Here is a 16,514-nt window from a genome sequence, read left to right as displayed (position 1 = left end):
TCAGCCGCGGAGGGACCTCAGCTTTGAGGTTTGCTATCCATCGCATCCAAGACGTGAGTGCTGTAAACCACTGCCGCACCGGCGTTCAGGTTCACGGCCACGCCGAGAGCTTCCGCCACTTCCTCGGTGGTAATGCCGAGCTTCCTGGCTTCTGCCGCATGGAACGCAATGCAGCCATCGCAGCGCGTGGTAACGGCAACTGCCAGTGCGATCAGCTCACGGGTCTTCGCATCAAGGCGATTGGTTTTGTTACCTGCATTACCGAGCATTGCCACGCCACGCAGGGTGTCGGGGGAATGTGCGCCGAACTCTTTCAGGCGGGCACTGACGTCGGTGATGGTTTGTTCCCAGTTAGGCATACTAGACATGATTACCACCCTACTAGTTGATAGGTAAGATCGGCCAAAAATAGGGCCGACGCGGGTCGCGTATCGGCCCTGTTGTAGGCAGAGATCAGTACTCTGCGATCATCCGAATGACAGCAATATTCACAGTCTCACCTTCCCTGGTGGCCCAGTTGATGAAGCTCGATCCCTCAAGGATACTGAGCAGCAAGTAAGACTTTTCTCTGGCCCCTCGCCCCCGGGCTAACTCACCAGCGGCAATGCCTTCGTCCATCACTCTGGTCAACCAAGACAACTGCACATCAAAGAACCGTCGTGTCAGGCGTTGAAGCCCGTCGGGCAATGCAGCCATTTCAGCTGCTAGCGCACCACACAATGGCAACAGACCACCCTCGGTGCTGGAGTAGAAGAGCACAAAGAAAGCCTTGAGCCTCTCAACTGCACCTGCCTGATTGATCTCGATTCGCTCGAACTCGGCTTGCACCCGCGAGACGTACTCTTCGACGATCGCGATCCCCAAGTCTTCCTTTGTAGGGAAGTGGTAGTGAATGCTCGCCTTGCGAATACCTACCGCGTCTGCAAGATCTGCATAGCTGAACGCTGCATACCCTTTAGTGCGCATCAGCCCTTCAGCGGCTTGAATTAACGCGTCCCGTGTTGCCAGTGCCATAACTTCTCCTGCCGTAATCGCCCCGACCAGAAAAGAGCGATTCCGGCCACTACGCAGTTATCTTACTTACCTTGCTTACGGCCAGCCATGACCCCACCGTCCACGTCCCAAACAGCACCGGTCACCCAGGACGTCTTGTCGGAGAGCAGGAACACGATGGACTCAGCAACGTCACGCGGAGTGCCGTTACGGCCCAGCGGGTGGAAATTGTTGAAGTCATTCAGCGCACCAGCCAACTGATCGCCGGGGATGAAGCGCTCGAAGATCTTCGTTTCCACAATACCCGGGCTGACCGAGTTGACGCGAATACCGTGCTGGGCCAGCTCTGCTGCCGCGTGTGTGGTCAAGGTGTCCAGGCCAATTTTGGCCATCGAGTAGGCCGAGGCCGGAACACCCTCGACCGCCTGCCTGGCTGCTACCGCGGTGACGTTCACGATCGAACCGGGTTTGCCCTGAGCTACCAGCTCCGCCGCTACTTGACGGGTTAGGAAGAAGATGGCGCGGTTCAGATTCAGGAAGTTGTCGTAATCCTCAAGCGAGTGCTCGATGAATGCTTTCGGGTAGTAGATACCCGCGGAATTGACCATCAGATCAATGTCCTTGTGGCTTGCGGCCAGTTTCTCGATCAGCGCTTGGACGCTGGCGAAATCGGTCAGATCTACAGCATAGGCCACGACCTTGTCTTCGCCGGCAACGGCGGCCAGTTGTTGGCGTGCAGCTTCGGCTTTCTCAGGGCGGTTGCCCACGATCACAACCGAACCGCCTTGCTCGGCGACCATCTGCGCGGTTTCGAGACCAATGCCACTCGTGCCACCCACTACCAGAAGCTTGCGACCTTTGAACTGCATGGTGATGCCCTCTGTTTGTCTACCTACTAGTTGGTAGACTAGATTTCGAACGGAGAGATGTCAAGCTACCGCTGATCGAGTAGTCAGAGAATGTCCGGTACACCCTTGCACGACCAGGCTAAATCAACTCTGGACTGCAGAGTGATGCCCAGGAGCTACTTTGCCCCTGGTTTTGGCGCAAGCTCGATGACCTTGCCTTGAGCAACACCTTTCAGCTGTGCTAGCTCAAGCATGAGGCGTTGATTCACGGAGGCAAGGCGAGCGATCTCCTCCAGAAGTAGGCTGTTCTCTGCGCGGAGGGCTTTGTTGAGATCCTTCTCCTTCATGAGCGCCTGGTGCTTCGAATCACGCTGAGCGCGCGTCGATTTCCCTATGAGGCTGCGGATACGCTCCGCCACGGCCGGGTAGGTGTTATGGATCAGCCCGGGGGTGACGCCTGCCGCTCTGGCGACCGAGGAGATGGAGAGCTTCTCATTGCCGGCGAGCATCCTATCGATGACCTTGTTGAGCGCATCGGCAGTCTTTGGGCGAGAGCGGCCCTTGGACGGCTCGGTCGACTTGCTAGCCATTCACAGCCTCCTCAAGCTCCTGGTCATCCGGCGACAACCCAAGACTATTGATCACGTCGAGGGCGACCTGCAGGTCGCGCTCTGCACGCTGTTTCACTGCCGGCCCTGCGTCCTCAATTTTCATTAGCTCCCGTTGCTGGGAGTAGATGCCTTGCCAAGTGCCTGCAAACGTCTCATCGATCACCGAGTGTTTGCACCCAGGGCACCTGGTGGCCTCGTACAACCCAGCGCCTCCGCAACCACGCTCAGTGGCAATGCACCATCCGTGACCGGTTGCGCGAATGTTCGCATGAGGTGCCGTTTGGGCCAGCAAGGCGGCCCTGTCCTTGACCGGAATCGCACGCAACTCAACGATTTTGCTCCCGGCACCACCTGCCAAAGGCTGGTCATCAAGCCAGGACTCAATGAGGTCGATCTTGAACTCCGTCATCTGCTGCAGGATCTCATCGAACAGCGTCAGATCCTGGAGCGGATTGGAGGCGTAGAGCTGGGTCATGCTCATACTGCTGTGCTTGAGCTGCCACTTGAGGAAGACGAGCGAGGTGCGCCCCATCCGCGACTCAACGAAGCAACGGGCATAGGTTCGCCGGCACTGGTGAGTGCGCAGCGGCCAGTCACTTCCAGCGGCTTTTGCGATGCGCTTGAAGGACTCATTCGAGCCAGCCTGTCCAAGCACTTCAATGTGCGCTAACCTTTCAGATTTGTTGCCTGATCCGTTCAAACAGAGAAACAACCTCTTCGAATCCTTTCGGGCCTTCTCTAACCGGAGCAAATGCTCAGCGGATCTGGACGAGGGTGCCATCTGCTCTAGCTCATAGACCTCAGCCTCAAGCTCTTGCCTCATTGGAGTCGTGCACTTGGCCAAGAGCTCAAGCGCGTCCAAAGTCAGTTCCGGAACGAGGTAATCGACACGACCCTTTCCAGTTTTATGCTCAGTGGTGGTTACCCAGCAGAAGGTTACGCCATCAACGGTCTCTTTCCGCCATGCCCCCGAATCAACCCCAATTACCTCTTCGTTCCGCATGCCGCTAGTAATGGAAGAGACGTACAACACCGCATCCCGACAGCGAATCGTTTTTGGACTGCGGCGGGTGAAGGATTCGACTCCTGACGCTTCAAGATCCGCCTTGGTTTCTCGAATGACTTGCTCGCAATAGTTGAATATTTTGGATTGGTCATCAGGCGGAATGATATCCGTTCTTCCCGTGTTCTTGTTGGCGGCCGAAACACCCCGTGTCTCGCCAACCCCACTTACTCGCCACAGCGAAGAACTCCCCCACGGATATTGCTCAAGGGGATGCATTGTTTCGGCAGAAAAAATCCATAGCAGGTCAACAATCCGCAGCTTCGAGTAGAGAGGGAGAGGCCTCAATGACTCTGACTTGCACTGGTGAATGTAGTTGCTTATGTGTATAGGCCGGACATCGGAAAATCGTTTAACCCCGAGGGTGCTGAGCCAACGAACAAAGGGTATAACACTAGCCCCAACAAGCGTTGTGATTCCGCGAGCGACGGGCGGCTTTGATCCTGGAAGACCTCTTTTGAACCATGCATACGCGACGGACTTGCAATCGTCTATTAACTCAACTGGAAGGCTCGTATCCCAGCTACGAATTTGCCGCTCTCGCCAACATTGGACTGATCGAAAAACGGTCGCAGATCCCACCGTGGATCTCCAAATCGACTCAGCACGAGAGTCTCGCCACTATCATTGACAATGGCGCTTATGATTATCGAATCGCGTTCAGACTTACCAAGACCCGAGGCAGTGACAGGCTGCGTAAAAAGGACGTCATATGCCTTTAGGGAAGCTTTGGAGTTTCGATTAACCGACAAGTGAATCACCTCGGATCTTTTTCATGAGCTTGATCTTGCTGATCCAGAAGGGATGAGGAGACTCTTCTGCCTTGGCCCTCGCCTCACCAATTAACGCTTGACTGAACTTGCGAGAAGTGAAGCGATCAATAAGTGCAATTATGCTGCTCTGTCGCTGCCGCCAAGCCTCCCATTCATCAGTTAAGAAGTACTCAATCTCAGCATGCAGAAACTGCTGATAGCTGAACAGCCGATACAAGTCTTCCAAACTTCCCACAATCGCGTAACTAGGGCATGTCAGGCAATGAATGAACTTCGAGCAATGGGTGACCCCGTCTTTGGGGGCCAAGCTTCCGTAGAGACTATCCTTGCAGCCTCCAGGTGGCGTAGGGGTAACGTTGAGGCCTCGCAGCTGATCAGGGAAAGCCTCTCCAACGAAGATGGCCCCCTCGGTTTTGATCTCGTCGTTGATTTTCAGGTAGTGGTTATCAGCGACGCCTGGAGAATGCCCCATCACAGCAGAAACCTCTAAAAGGTCTCCTCCACTTAACTTCCAGAGCCTGCTCTCCATCGTCTTTCGAAGACGCATTAGATTGACGACCAGTGATTCACCTTTATCGTCCTTCAGAGAATGTCGCTCGCAAATACTTTTTGTTGATTGAAAAACAGATCCAGCACTGAGGCTGACGATTATGTGCTCGCGGCCTGGCTGGCCTGAGTGATAAAGCCAAATGTGAGACTTAAGTTCCTCTGGTGCCAGTTCAACCAAAGGAGCTGAAATGGTGAGTGCCTTGTTTACGACAGCCACGCCATCCAGTGGAATAGCGCTGTACTCGTCATGAATCTCAGTTTGTCTAATAGTCTTGCTCTGAGCACCTTTGCCGCGTCTCTTTACAGTGGTGAGTATCCTTAGATTAGGAATGAATGGATGAGGCTGCAGTGCGTCTCTAGTCATTTCCAGCAGCGGCGTGGTGTTAATTCCAGACCTGGCAGCGGTGATCAGGAACAGAACTGTCATAGCTTCTGCAGCATTTCCTACAAAGGTACTCTTGTGAATTGAAATTAGATCAGCCTTTAGCGCAGAAATAAGCCGCTGCATTTCCGCAAGCGTGAGAGGCTTCGTGTCGCCAATGGTCTTCGCATTGTTTGGAAATGGAATGTCAGGAAGCAAATCGTCGCGACTAGCCTCAATGAAGCCATATTCAATTAGACTAATAACCAATGACTTAAACGCGGTGTAACAGTTCTTCGCCGTCGTTCCGTTCGGGTATTTGAGCTTCAGCCACGAGACGAATCTCTCTAGATGCCGTTTTTCCAGGCTATTCGGAACCGAAGGGGGACTGTCTAAAGCGCCGCCTTTCAAGAACGCCAGAAAGTAGCGCAGCCCGTTGCTGGAGTACCCAATTAGAGTGGAAGTGGAGAAATTTCCGGAGTTCAACAGCGCTCTTATGACATGAGTGCACTGAACGGCCCATGCGTCAAACCCTACCCCCATATACTGCGCGTGATCAATCTTCCCAACCTTACGTGGATTTTTTGGCAAAAGGATCACAAGGTCATCTTCAATTGCTTCAAACCCTTTCGTGACCGATTGCATTTCGGCCTTATAGTTCTTCTTGCGAGCCAATGGTATTACCTCAAGCGCTTGGAGTAGTTCCTGTGAGGAACATCATGTCGATCTCGTCTTCATGGGCGAGGACGGACTGGGCCTCGAGCTGGTTGATTAGGTGCAGGTACACCATCGTTGTCTGGACGTCCGAGTGCCCCATCCTGTCGCGGACATAGAGCAGAGGCTCTCCTTGGAAGTCTCGGCTCTTCCTCAGCGCCCGGAGGGTATAAGTCCCATAGGTGTGGCGGAGCATGTGGGCCCGGACGTAGAAGCCACACTTGCGCTCATATGCCTTCATCACATCAACGATGGAGTCTTTCGAGTACTGCCTCCCTTGCTTGGTAAGCACCAGAGCGGTGGCGCGCTCATTTCCGGCCGCCTTGCGCACCTCACGCACATGAAGTGAGTACGACCACATGTCCTCCATCAGCGACCAGGGCACGTCGATAGTCCGAGGCCTGCTGTACTTGAGATACATGTCTGATGGGTCAAGGGCGACGCTGATCATCTGCCCAGGGCGTAGCCCCTTCTTGAGCCGAGGATTGAAGACGTACTTTTGAGGAAAGGTGCGTGCCTCGCAGGAGCGCAGACCAGTACGAACCATCAGGTGGAGCAAGATCCGGTGGCTTGGATCGGTGTCCATAGCAAGGCAAATCTTCGCCTGGTCTTTGGTCAGGAATTTGGTCAAGCGTCTACGCTCCCGCACCATAACCGAAGGCTTCTTGCTCTCGGTATTTGGCCGCGCTACGTGGCTGAGGAAACCGGCATGCGGTGTCGTCCTGACCCTGCGCTCACCAAACGGCAGTACAGCGATCAGATCGCGCTGCTTGGCCCATTGGTAGAACCTCACCACCAGACTCAGGCGCTTGTTTAAAGTGCTGGGGTCTAGCTCCAGCTCACTGCTCGACCAGTCGCGATACCGTGATAGGACACTCAATCCATCTGCCTGGCTCTCTTCGTTCCACGCGAGATCGTTCGCTTCAAGAAAGGCGAAGTAGTCAAAGAGACGCCGGCCATAGGCCTCCCACGTCAAGGGGCTTAGAGCCTCACCAGACTCAATCAAGGTGTGCCAGAGGAAAGACTGCGCCGGCTCCACTGGCCAACCGTCGGCGCCAATCAATAGCGGAAAGCCTTCAAAGGATCGCCCTGCTACGACAAGGTCTTTTGTTGCGAACACCAGCCTCATTTCACAGCCTTACACACCAACCCAATGACTCCCTTTCCGAAGCTCTCATAGGCCTCTTCTCGGTGGTGCGGACTGTAGTTCATTTACTAACGGAAGCCACCCATCAGATCGTTATTCGAGAGCACCACCACGGGGCGGCGCTTCAACGCAGGCTGACAGATGCGCTCGCAACTGCAATAGAACGAATTGCAGTCGATCAGCGCGAACACACGCCGCCGATGGCTCATGGCGACACGCGACTGATCACCCATGACACCACGCCCCAGACCTCGATGATCTCCTCGCCGTCCAGCTGCACATCCGGTACGGCCGGGTCAGCCGCCTTCAGCCAGCGGCCTCCGAATAGATCCCGCTGCACCAGACGCACTCGATATCCCTCTCCGCCCAGATCCACTACCACCAGCTTGTCATCGAGATGACTCGCTGACCGGTTCACGATCAGCCGATCACCAGGAAAGATGCCGAATCCGACCAGGCTGTCGTCCAGCACCTGGACACCCCAGATGTGCGGTGCGCCCAAGCCGGTGAGACGGTCGAGGGAAAGCCCCTCCTCCTTCTCGTCCTCGGCGGGCAATTGGAATCCTGTAATGCGCAAATCCGCAGCAACATCGGTGAGCAAGCGCTCGCGCAGCCGTTTACCGCGGGCAAGTATCGAGAGAGATGACATCGGAACATTCACCAATACTGTATATAAGAACAGTATTTGCGAAGTAAGTTTGCCAGTCAATCGGCTGCTGGACAGCCCCGACAGGAGGCGTCAGCGCGCACTGGGTTCTGCTGCCCTCCCACCTCCCAGATCAACATCGGGGCCGCGCGCTCCACCGCAAGGAGGCAGGGCCGTGCATCTCACGGAAGGTTTTCCTGTTGCAGGGATGCGCTTGCTACGCTGATTGCCTACGAGACGTAGGCACTACGTGTGACGATTTCCAGCAGAGGAAAGCCCTATGTGCGGCGGTGTAGAGGCTCGCGAAGCGGACAAGGTCTGGAAGATCTACTTCCCCAACCCCAAGGCAGCCATACCGGTACTGCTGGAAGACAGCGGCCAGTTGGACTGGATTCATTGGGGGCGGCGGAAGGAGGAGCCCGGCAGTGGTCCACAGGGCGGCTGGGCACGACTCAGCACGGTGGAGGCCGGGGGTTGGGCAAAGTACCGACCGCGCCGTGGCTTCGGCATGGTGCAGCGTTTTATGGAGAAAGAAGGACAACCTGGAAGCAAGACAAGACCATCACACTGGTTTGACGTGCCAGAGGGCTACGCTCTGGAATGCTTGGTGATTGGCGAGGGAGAGGATTTACGGGTCTATGTCGTAACCACCGATCCACCCGAAGAATATAGGTGGATCCATGATAGATGGCCTTCGTTAAGGGCTCTTGAGTAGTCTGCCCCACAGGCTCAAAAGGCCGCTTTCGGCCAAAAGCAGCCATTGGTGTAAGTCTAACAGCTGACATTTGTGGCCTGTCCTTAACGGCCGTCCGCCAACAATTTTTCCTCTAGAAGTGGCGTGGAGATGCAGACCAAAAGCAGCTATTCAGCGGGAAAGAAAATCTTCAGCGATACGGATCAACAGGTTTGCAGGTGCTGAAAGCGGAGCAGTCGCGCTATGGATGACCAGGGTATTGAAATGGATATTTTCCACCAGCGGGACCAGCTTCAAACCGGGCCATTCAAACGCGTCGAGGGCAATAGGATCGACCAGACCGATACCTGCGCCACTGACGACCAAGGAAGCGATAGTCAAGGTATAAGGTGTTTCAATGGTGATCCGTAGCGCCTTTCCCGCAGAGGCCATCACACTGTTCAAGAAACGCTGGGTCGAATCAGTGGAAGACAGCCCAAGATAGGGGTATTCCGCCAGATCCAGAACGGACACCTTAGGAAGGTCCGCTACCGGGTGGCCGGTGGGTACTGCAAGTAAAGCTCTACGTCGAGCGATACTTCGAGCCACGATTCCGTGTGTATCAATCTCCTCGGCCGCAAAACCGATATCGCAGCGCCCGCTGGCGATCAGTTCGCGTACCTCATTTGATGAATTGACCTCCAAGCGGATAGCCAGGTCAGGTAACTGTCGCTGCAGCTCAGCTAAAAACTTCGGCATGGGGCCATAGGCCATTGCCGGCAAACAAGCTATGGAAAGCAATCCGCTTCGTCCGTCGCGTAGGCTTTTGGCCTTCTTCTCCAGCTGATCCATGCCGGAGAAGTGCTTTTCAACGTCCACGAAGAGCGACTTGGCCTCGGGAGTGGGACGCAGTCTTGAGGACTCACGCTCGAAAAGCTTTAAGCGCAGATTGTTTTCTAACTGCCCGATCAACCGGCTAACGACTGGCTGCGAGGTGTGGATCATTTCGGCAGCCTTTACCGTGCTGCCCGTTACCATTACTGCCCGGAAGGCCTCAATCTGCCGATGATTCATGCTCACCTATATCAAATCTGAATTGATTCAAGACATCTTTGCATTAGAAGTTATACGGACAATCATCCACCTTAGGAAGCCTATGCACATGGCGATGCCAAAGGCCTTCCGTGAAATCTCTTTATCTGCCTGCAAATCTTCGTCTTATTCGCGCCGCGATGCCCAATTTCCACGCGCTGAATATGCCAATTCACCGCGCCTCGACGCTGACCTATCCCTCTGCAGGGAGCTTTCTCAAGCGCCATGAGCGAATGCTTGATGGCTTCAGCTATGGCTTGTATGGAACGCCCACAGGCAAGGCACTGGAAGCGCAGATCGCGGCCATCGAGGGAGGGGAATTCAGCATCTTGCTGCCTTCCGGCTTAGCGGCAGTGACGCACCCGATGCTGGCTCTGCTGAAGCAGGGAGACCATGTCCTGCTGGCGGACTGTGTCTATGGCCCGACCCGAGACCTGTGCACATCGCTGCTGGCGCGCTATGGCATTACCCATACCTTCTTCCCCGCCGACGCCGCGACCATCGAGCCATGGCTCACCTGCGCAACCAAGCTGGTGGTACTTGAGTCGCCTGGCTCTTACACCATGGAGATCCAAGACATCACCGCCATTGCGGCTCAGGCCCATCGAAAATCCAGCCTGGTCCTGATGGATAATGCATGGGGATTCGGGCTGATCAACTGCTTCGAGCATGGTGTGGACATTGTCAGTACGTCGCTTTCGAAATACGCCAGCGGCCACTCTGACGTCTGCATGGGCGCTTGTACCGTTAGGGACCGCAAGCTATACGAAAAGCTGAAGATGTCTTTTATCAACCTTGGTACTGGTGTGGGTGCGGACGACGCCTACCTAGTTCTCCGCGGACTGCAGACGCTGCCGGTGCGACTTGCGGAGCATGCCAAGCGTGCTCATCAGGTAGCCAAGTGGTTGACAACTCAGGCACATGTGGCTGAGGTCTACATCCCCTCGCTGGAAGGTGACAAGCAACATACGCGCTTCAAACGCTACTTCAGCGGAGGCAATGGCGTAATCAGTTTGACGTTGAACGAAATGAGTCAAAGCAAAATCGAGCGCTTTGTCGACAGCCTTGAGCACTTTCAGATCGGTGCGAGCTGGGGTGGCACACATAGCCTGATAGCACTGAATGATATCAGCGGTTCGCGCACCTCGGTGCCCTGGAACGGCTCCGCTTGGATTTTGCGTCTGCACATTGGTCTCGAACCCTTGGACGTGTTGTTGGAGGATCTCGAGAGAGCATTCTCGACGCTTACCAGGGAATAACCCCAACAGCTGGGACAAAGAATGAAAAAGTTATCGGCAGCCGCCCCTCTCTTGCTCGTGTCTGAACTGGTCTTGGCGCAGAGCGCCGGCACGCTGGACAAGATTAAGGCCACCGGTGCGGTCACTCTCGGCACCCGAGAAGCGTCTACGCCGTTTAACTTCGTAGACGACAGTGGCCGTCAGGCTGGCCTCGGTTGGGAGATTTCTCTGCGCATTGCAAGGCGGGCTCAGAAAGAGCTGGCGCTGGCCGAATTGCAAATCAACACAGTGGGCCTTACGCCACAAACAAGAATTGCTCTGGTTGCCAATCAAACCGTCGACATTGAATGCAGCTCCACTACCAACAACCGCGAGCGCCAAAAGCAGGTGTCGTTCTCCAACACCTACTTTGTGACAGAAACGCGTCTTTTGACTCGAAAGGACTCAGGCGTGCTTGATTTCGCCGACCTCAAGGGCAAGACGGTCGCAGTAGAGGCCGGCACCACCTCAGAGCGCTTGTTGCGCATCCTCAATAGGGAAAGGGATCTGGATATCAGCATCCTGTTGACGAAGGACACCATCTCCAATTTCAACATGGTGGAAACCGGCCGCGCAGTCGCCTCGATGGGCGACGACATCATTTTCTTCGGCAATATTGCCATCGCCAGAACACCCGAGCAGTGGGCGGTAGTGGGCACCCCACAGTCACGCGAGGCTTACGGATGCATGCTGCGCAAGGATGATCCGGCTTTCAAAAAACTGGCGGATTCGGTGATTAGCGAGATGCAGACCTCTGGAGAAATGCTCGAGCTGTACAACAAGTATTTCAACACTCGCATTGACGTTAACGGTGGCTTGGAGATTCAGGTGCCGTTGTCCCGTGAAAATGCGCAGCTTTACCAAAACCCCAACGATCACGCCTTCGAGTAGACCTTTCAGGTACGTCTCTCATGAACTACAGCTGGGACTGGAGCATATTCTTCCAACCCTCCACCACAGGCGAAGGCTTGTATGGAATGTTGCTGGCAGAAGGCGTGTTATGGACGCTGGTACTGTCATTGCTTTCCTGGGCGTTTGCGTTGGTGCTTGGAACCTTCACGGGCATCGCGCGTAACTCGAGCATCGCATGGTTGCGCCGGCCATCGGCAGTGTACGTTCATTGCTTTCGTAACACGCCACTGCTGGTGCAGCTGTTCCTCTGGTATTTCGTGGTCCCGGAGCTGCTGCCTGTTCCGTGGGGTAACGCGATCAAGCAAATGGATCCCACCCTCAACCAATTTCTGAGTGTCATATTTTGCTTGACGCTCTACACCACCGCAGGTGTGGCTGAGCAAGTGCGCGCCGGGCTCCGCTCTGTACCGCCGGAGCAGGCCAGGGCAGCGAGGGCAATAGGGTTAAGCACGTGGCACGTGTACCGGTTCGTTCTGCTACCGCAGACGTTCCGCGTGGTTTTGCCCCCACTCACCTCCGACTTCATGAATGTCTTCAAGAACTCGGCTGCGGCATTAACCATCGGCTTGATGGAGCTCACCGGACAAAGCCGACACATCAGCGAGTTCACCGGCCATCCCTTTGAGTCGTTTATTGCAGCGACATTGATCTATATGACGATCACCTATCTAGTAGTAATCGGGATGCGCCGATTGGAATCCAGAATGGCTGTTCCCGGCCTGATTACTGCGGGCGTTCAACGATGAACTACGATTTCAACTGGGCCGGGATCATCCCTGCGCTGCCATACCTAGCTCAAGGTATGAAAACCACCTTGCTATTGGCTGCAGTAGCGTTGGCCTTGGGTTTCACCATGGGATGTCTGCTGGCGGTAGTACGTATATATGGTCCAAAGCCGCTCGCCAAGTTGGCCGCAGGATATGTAAATTTCTTTCGCGCCATGCCGTTAATTCTGATGATTTTCTGGATGTTTCTTCTCATGCCCTTCGTGCTCAGAAAGCTCACGGGCGATCCATACCTCACGGTAGGTCCGATGTACTCGGCCATCATCGCCCTAGTTCTCGCAGAATCGGCTTACTTCTGTGAGATAGTCCGCGCTGGCATCGGCAGCGTAAGAAGCGGCCAGATGGCGGCGGGTAAAGCCATAGGAATGAGCACCTTGCAGTGCGTTCGCTGGGTAGTGCTACCGCAGGCGTTGCGAAACATGAGCCCGTCTTTAGTCAACCAAGCAGTCGGTCTACTCAAGGACACTTCCCTTGTGTACGTCATCAGCCTGAACGATTTCTTCGGCGCAGCTGGACAGATAGGACTGCGAAACGGCCAGCTGGTGGAGTTTTATCTGTTTGCGGCCGCCGTCTACCTAGCGATCTGCAGCACGGGAGTGGCTCTCGCCAACTACCTGCGAAAAAAGAACCAGCAAGCCTACTGAGCAGCGTGCGATGACAACCATGATTGAAGTTAAAGAAGTCACTAAACATTATGGATGCTTAGAAGTTCTTTCAAATTGCTCGTTGTCGGTCGCGCGAGGGGAAGTTGTAGTGATTTGTGGTCCTTCGGGATCGGGAAAATCTACACTGCTCAAGACTCTAAATGGCTTAGAGGGGATTACCAGCGGGGATATAGTAGTGGACGGTGTTTCGCTCACCCACGCCAAAACCGACTTTACGAAATTACGCAGCCGCATCGGTATCGTGTTTCAGAGCTTCGAACTGTTTCCGCACCTCAGCGTACTCGAGAACCTCACTTTGGGACAATTGCGTGTGCTAAAGCGCAGCAAGTCCGAGTCTATCGAACGGGCCGAAGCGTACTTACAAAAAGTGGGAATGCTTGCTCATCGCAACAAGCATCCCGGCCAGTTATCTGGAGGCGAGCAGCAACGGGTTGCCATTGCAAGAGCGTTGACCATGGACCCAATTGCGATGCTGTTTGATGAACCGACTTCTGCACTCGATCCCGAAATGGTATGCGAGGTTCTGGAAGTCATGGTCAAGCTGGCGGAGGAAGGCATGACTATGGTCTGTGTAACCCATGAAATGGGTTTTGCCCGCAAGGTGAGCGATCGGATGATTTTCATGGATCAAGGACAGATTATCGAAGACTGTAGTACAGAAAGATTTTTTTGCGGCCTGGAAAGCCGTCCCGTACGAACACGGGACTTTGTTAAGCAGATTCTGCCCTACTAATTAGCTACGGCCCCATCGGGGCTGCGTTAATACTGCGCGGTTCAGCAAGAAACCGCTCTCTGGTTTTACCTACCAACTGGAATCCATTACAGGAGTGTCTGTTATGGCGAGTCTTTCGCACGCCTACTGTTTGACAAAAGCAGAGAAAGTTGACGAAAAGAAACGAGCATTAGGTGGGCTCGCGCCTTGGAAGGAAGCTCTGGCTAAACAACTGATTGCCAATCACGCGGGGCGCTGGATCAGCGTCGTCGAGCTTGCAACGGCTTGCTCAATGTCACGTAGCCATTTCTCCAGGGCGTTTAAATCCAACACCGGCTTTTCGCCCAAAGAATGGAATCACTTGCAACGAATCCGCCAGGCCAAAGAACTGCTGAGCGAGTCCGACCTGAGTCTAATACATATCAGTCTGGAATGTGGTTTTTGCGACCAATCGCACTTTTGCCGTACCTTTTCCAAGCTTGAAGGGATCAATCCGAAGGCCTGGCGCAGTGCCGTTCGTCAGAATCAACTAGTGCCGAGCTCCATTGAGCTTGGTCGGCATTCGAACACGTAAATACTAATTATTAAACAGGCTTGCTTTTTAGCTTTTTGCTTGACATGAAGCGCCAAATTTGAACGCTCAAAGGTTGGCCTCAGAAAACGCAGCTCAGGGCTGCGCTATTCAAGTAGCCGAGAGTTTGCACCTGATTGTTAACTCGCTGCCTTCTCAATAGCCGTACCTCTGCCACTAGGTCTGCGATTAATAGTCCTGGCTTGTATCGATGTGCGCTTTTTAAGCCGCAATGCCTCAATCGGCTCTTTTCTAATCGCGGCACAAGGGCTTTAAGATTGAGGTTTGATCTCTGACCTAGACTCCAACTCCAAAATATTTACAAGCAGATCAACATTACGGCACAACCGTACAAATCACAGTAAAAAATATTTCTAGAATGTTAGCGAATGGCCTAGCTACATGTACCTAATCCGAGCTGGTTGTGAATTAAATTTTATGGCAGCCAGCTTGGGACGGCCATTCAACTGAGCTAGATCAAGCATGTTCGAAGCTCGCTCGCCGGAAAGCGATTTGCCTCGAAATCCAGTTTTTCTGGAATAAAACGACGCAGATATGCCGCCGAGAGATGTTCCAAAACCCATTATCCGCTGAGAGGAAACAATGATGAAAAATTCTAAAACTGAAGTCCTAACCCCTAAAAACAGCCAGCTCATCTTCATCGACCACCAACCTCAGATGGCGTTCGGTGTGCAGAGCATTGATCGGCAAACACTGAAGAACAATACCGTTGCGCTCGCTAAGGCTGCGAAGATCTTCGACATTCCTACCACTATCACCACGGTCGAGACCGAAAGCTTCTCCGGCCACACCTACCCCGAGCTGCTCGCCGTGTTCCCCGATGCGCCGTTGCTTGAGCGCACCTCAATGAACTCCTGGGACGACCAGAAGGTGCGCGATGCCCTGAAGAAAAATGGCCGTAAGAAGATCGTTGTCGCCGGACTTTGGACTGAGGTTTGCAACGCGACCTTCGCGCTGTCTGCCATGCACGATGCCGATTACGAGATCTACATGGTTGCCGATGCATCCGGTGGCACTACCAAGGAAGCGCACGACTACGCCATGCAACGCATGATCCAGGCCGGCGTGGTACCGGTGACCTGGCAGCAGGTGTTGCTGGAATGGCAGCGCGACTGGAAGAACCGCGACACCTACGACGCCGTCATGAACCTGGTCAAGGAGCACTCCGGTGCCTACGGCATGGGCGTCGACTACGCCTACACCATGGTCCACAAGGCGCCCGAGCGCGTGCAGCACGGCCCGACCATGGCCCCTGTCGCCGCACCTATCTGAGCCGATGCCAGCCTTCGCGTGGCGGAGGCTGGCCCCAACTCGCAGATGCGGAGACAGCCTAATGAACCAGACGCAAGCGGAAACCGTCACCCTGGTGGTGCGCCATCAGGTTCGTCCCAGCCACGTGCAACTTTACGAGGCTTGGTTGCGCCGCATCATCGCCACTGCCAGCCAATGCCCCGGCCACCTCGGTGTGGACGTGGTACGCAGCCGTCAGCCATGCGTGGCGCAGTTCACCAGCGTGCTGCGCTTCTCCAGCCTGCAGCAGCTGCAGAGCTGGATCGATTCTGAACAAAGGCATCAGTTGATCGCTGAGGTTGAGCCGATGTTGCGCACCGGCGACCAGTTGGAGATCGCCCAAGGCAAGGAGTTCTGGTTCATGCCAGAAGCCACGCAGACGCCGCCGCCAAGGTGGAAACAAGCCTGCGTCACCTTCCTGGTGATCCTGCCACTTAGTGTGCTGGTGCCGCTGCTTTGGCAACCGTTGTTCCACCGTATTCCCTGGCTTGGCGGTTACGTGCCGAGCAACGTCGTGATCACCCTGAGCATCGTCCTGCTTGTGGTGTACCTGTTCATGCCCATGGCCACGAGGCTGTTCGCCGCCTGGCTGAGCCCAACCGTAGATGAGGATCGATCATGAGTCAGGATCCCTCCGACCCGAAGCGCCGACATTTCCTCGCCACCAGCAGCGTTCTCGGCGCCGCTGGAGCCATCTGGTCCGCCCTGCCTTTCGCCACCTTCGCCAGTGACTCTTCAACCAGTTCCCCGGGAGGCTCCATGAGCGCCGATCTCATCCTGTTCAATGGCCGTCTGCATACGGTCGATCCTG

General features: G+C 54.8%; 18 protein-coding genes and 1 pseudogene. 9 read left to right on the top strand and 10 right to left on the bottom strand.

The window, feature by feature from the left end:
* Positions 1-17: 17 nt before the first annotated feature.
* The 10 genes and pseudogenes from DXK50_RS16690 to DXK50_RS16645 form a co-directional block, all read right to left on the bottom strand.
* Positions 18-359, bottom strand: coding sequence for a carboxymuconolactone decarboxylase family protein (locus tag DXK50_RS16690; RefSeq protein ID WP_003125308.1), 342 nt, complete (start codon positions 357-359; stop codon positions 18-20).
* A 94-nt stretch (positions 360-453) separates the two neighbouring features.
* Entirely contained in the window at positions 454-1,014 is a 561-nt protein-coding gene (locus DXK50_RS16685; RefSeq protein ID WP_015060170.1) for a TetR/AcrR family transcriptional regulator, read from the bottom strand.
* 62 nt (positions 1,015-1,076) lie between these two features.
* A complete protein-coding gene (locus DXK50_RS16680) occupies positions 1,077-1,862 on the bottom strand; it encodes an SDR family NAD(P)-dependent oxidoreductase (RefSeq protein ID WP_003125309.1) in 786 nt (261 codons plus the stop codon).
* Positions 1,863-2,017: 155 nt separating this feature from the next.
* Positions 2,018-2,431 carry a hypothetical protein gene (locus DXK50_RS16675; RefSeq protein WP_015060171.1) on the bottom strand — a complete coding sequence of 138 codons (414 nt, stop codon included), beginning with the start codon at positions 2,429-2,431 and terminating at the stop codon, positions 2,018-2,020.
* Positions 2,424-3,734 carry a site-specific integrase gene (locus DXK50_RS24985; RefSeq protein WP_249186911.1) on the bottom strand — a complete coding sequence of 437 codons (1,311 nt, stop codon included), beginning with the start codon at positions 3,732-3,734 and terminating at the stop codon, positions 2,424-2,426. Before DXK50_RS24985 ends, DXK50_RS16675 begins: the two co-directional genes overlap by 8 nt.
* A gap of 522 nt (positions 3,735-4,256) precedes the next feature.
* Positions 4,257-5,873, bottom strand: a complete 1,617-nt coding sequence (locus DXK50_RS16665) for a hypothetical protein (protein WP_249186910.1) — start codon at positions 5,871-5,873, stop codon at positions 4,257-4,259.
* A gap of 10 nt (positions 5,874-5,883) precedes the next feature.
* The gene (locus DXK50_RS16660) at positions 5,884-7,041 is read right to left on the bottom strand and encodes a tyrosine-type recombinase/integrase (RefSeq protein WP_043250033.1); all 1,158 of its coding nucleotides are present in this window, start codon (positions 7,039-7,041) and stop codon (positions 5,884-5,886) included.
* A gap of 107 nt (positions 7,042-7,148) precedes the next feature.
* A pseudogene (locus DXK50_RS16655) lies at positions 7,149-7,268 on the bottom strand (Y-family DNA polymerase); the annotation flags it as partial.
* A complete protein-coding gene (locus tag DXK50_RS16650) occupies positions 7,265-7,708 on the bottom strand; it encodes a LexA family protein (RefSeq protein ID WP_212631098.1) in 444 nt (147 codons plus the stop codon). The pseudogene DXK50_RS16655 and the gene DXK50_RS16650, both read right to left, overlap by 4 nt.
* An 862-nt stretch (positions 7,709-8,570) precedes the next feature.
* Entirely contained in the window at positions 8,571-9,452 is an 882-nt protein-coding gene (locus DXK50_RS16645) for a LysR family transcriptional regulator (protein ID WP_212631097.1), read from the bottom strand.
* A 110-nt stretch (positions 9,453-9,562) separates the two neighbouring features.
* Here DXK50_RS16645 and DXK50_RS16640 point away from each other — a divergent pair, with 110 nt between their 5' ends.
* The 9 genes from DXK50_RS16640 to DXK50_RS16600 form a co-directional block, all read left to right on the top strand.
* The gene (locus DXK50_RS16640; RefSeq protein WP_212631096.1) at positions 9,563-10,729 is read left to right on the top strand and encodes a trans-sulfuration enzyme family protein; all 1,167 of its coding nucleotides are present in this window, start codon (positions 9,563-9,565) and stop codon (positions 10,727-10,729) included.
* Between the two features lie 21 nt (positions 10,730-10,750).
* Complete coding sequence (locus DXK50_RS16635) at positions 10,751-11,638, top strand: transporter substrate-binding domain-containing protein (RefSeq protein ID WP_212631095.1); 888 nt, start codon at positions 10,751-10,753, stop codon at positions 11,636-11,638.
* A 20-nt stretch (positions 11,639-11,658) separates the two neighbouring features.
* Complete coding sequence (locus DXK50_RS16630; RefSeq protein ID WP_212631094.1) at positions 11,659-12,405, top strand: amino acid ABC transporter permease; 747 nt, start codon at positions 11,659-11,661, stop codon at positions 12,403-12,405.
* On the top strand, positions 12,402-13,088 hold the full coding sequence (locus DXK50_RS16625; protein WP_212631093.1) for an amino acid ABC transporter permease: 687 nt from the start codon (positions 12,402-12,404) through the stop codon (positions 13,086-13,088). Before DXK50_RS16630 ends, DXK50_RS16625 begins: the two co-directional genes overlap by 4 nt.
* Before the next feature lie 19 nt (positions 13,089-13,107).
* Positions 13,108-13,842 carry an amino acid ABC transporter ATP-binding protein gene (locus DXK50_RS16620; protein WP_212631313.1) on the top strand — a complete coding sequence of 245 codons (735 nt, stop codon included), beginning with the start codon at positions 13,108-13,110 and terminating at the stop codon, positions 13,840-13,842.
* Positions 13,843-13,945: 103 nt separating this feature from the next.
* The gene (locus DXK50_RS16615) at positions 13,946-14,395 is read left to right on the top strand and encodes a helix-turn-helix domain-containing protein (RefSeq protein ID WP_212631092.1); all 450 of its coding nucleotides are present in this window, start codon (positions 13,946-13,948) and stop codon (positions 14,393-14,395) included.
* A 603-nt stretch (positions 14,396-14,998) separates the two neighbouring features.
* Positions 14,999-15,685 (top strand): hydrolase, encoded by a 687-nt coding sequence (locus DXK50_RS16610; RefSeq protein ID WP_212631091.1) that lies wholly within the window; start codon positions 14,999-15,001, stop codon positions 15,683-15,685.
* A gap of 61 nt (positions 15,686-15,746) precedes the next feature.
* The gene (locus DXK50_RS16605; protein WP_212631090.1) at positions 15,747-16,325 is read left to right on the top strand and encodes an antibiotic biosynthesis monooxygenase; all 579 of its coding nucleotides are present in this window, start codon (positions 15,747-15,749) and stop codon (positions 16,323-16,325) included.
* On the top strand, positions 16,322-16,514 hold a 193-nt coding region (locus tag DXK50_RS16600; protein WP_212631089.1), incomplete at its 3' end, for a twin-arginine translocation signal domain-containing protein. The genes DXK50_RS16605 and DXK50_RS16600, both read left to right, overlap by 4 nt.

The organism is Pseudomonas sp. KB-10, assembly GCF_018221585.1.
Taxonomy (GTDB): domain Bacteria; phylum Pseudomonadota; class Gammaproteobacteria; order Pseudomonadales; family Pseudomonadaceae; genus Aquipseudomonas; species Aquipseudomonas yangonensis.
The sequence above is the reverse complement of the archived record's forward strand: the minus strand, read 5'-3'. Positions and strand labels throughout refer to the sequence as shown.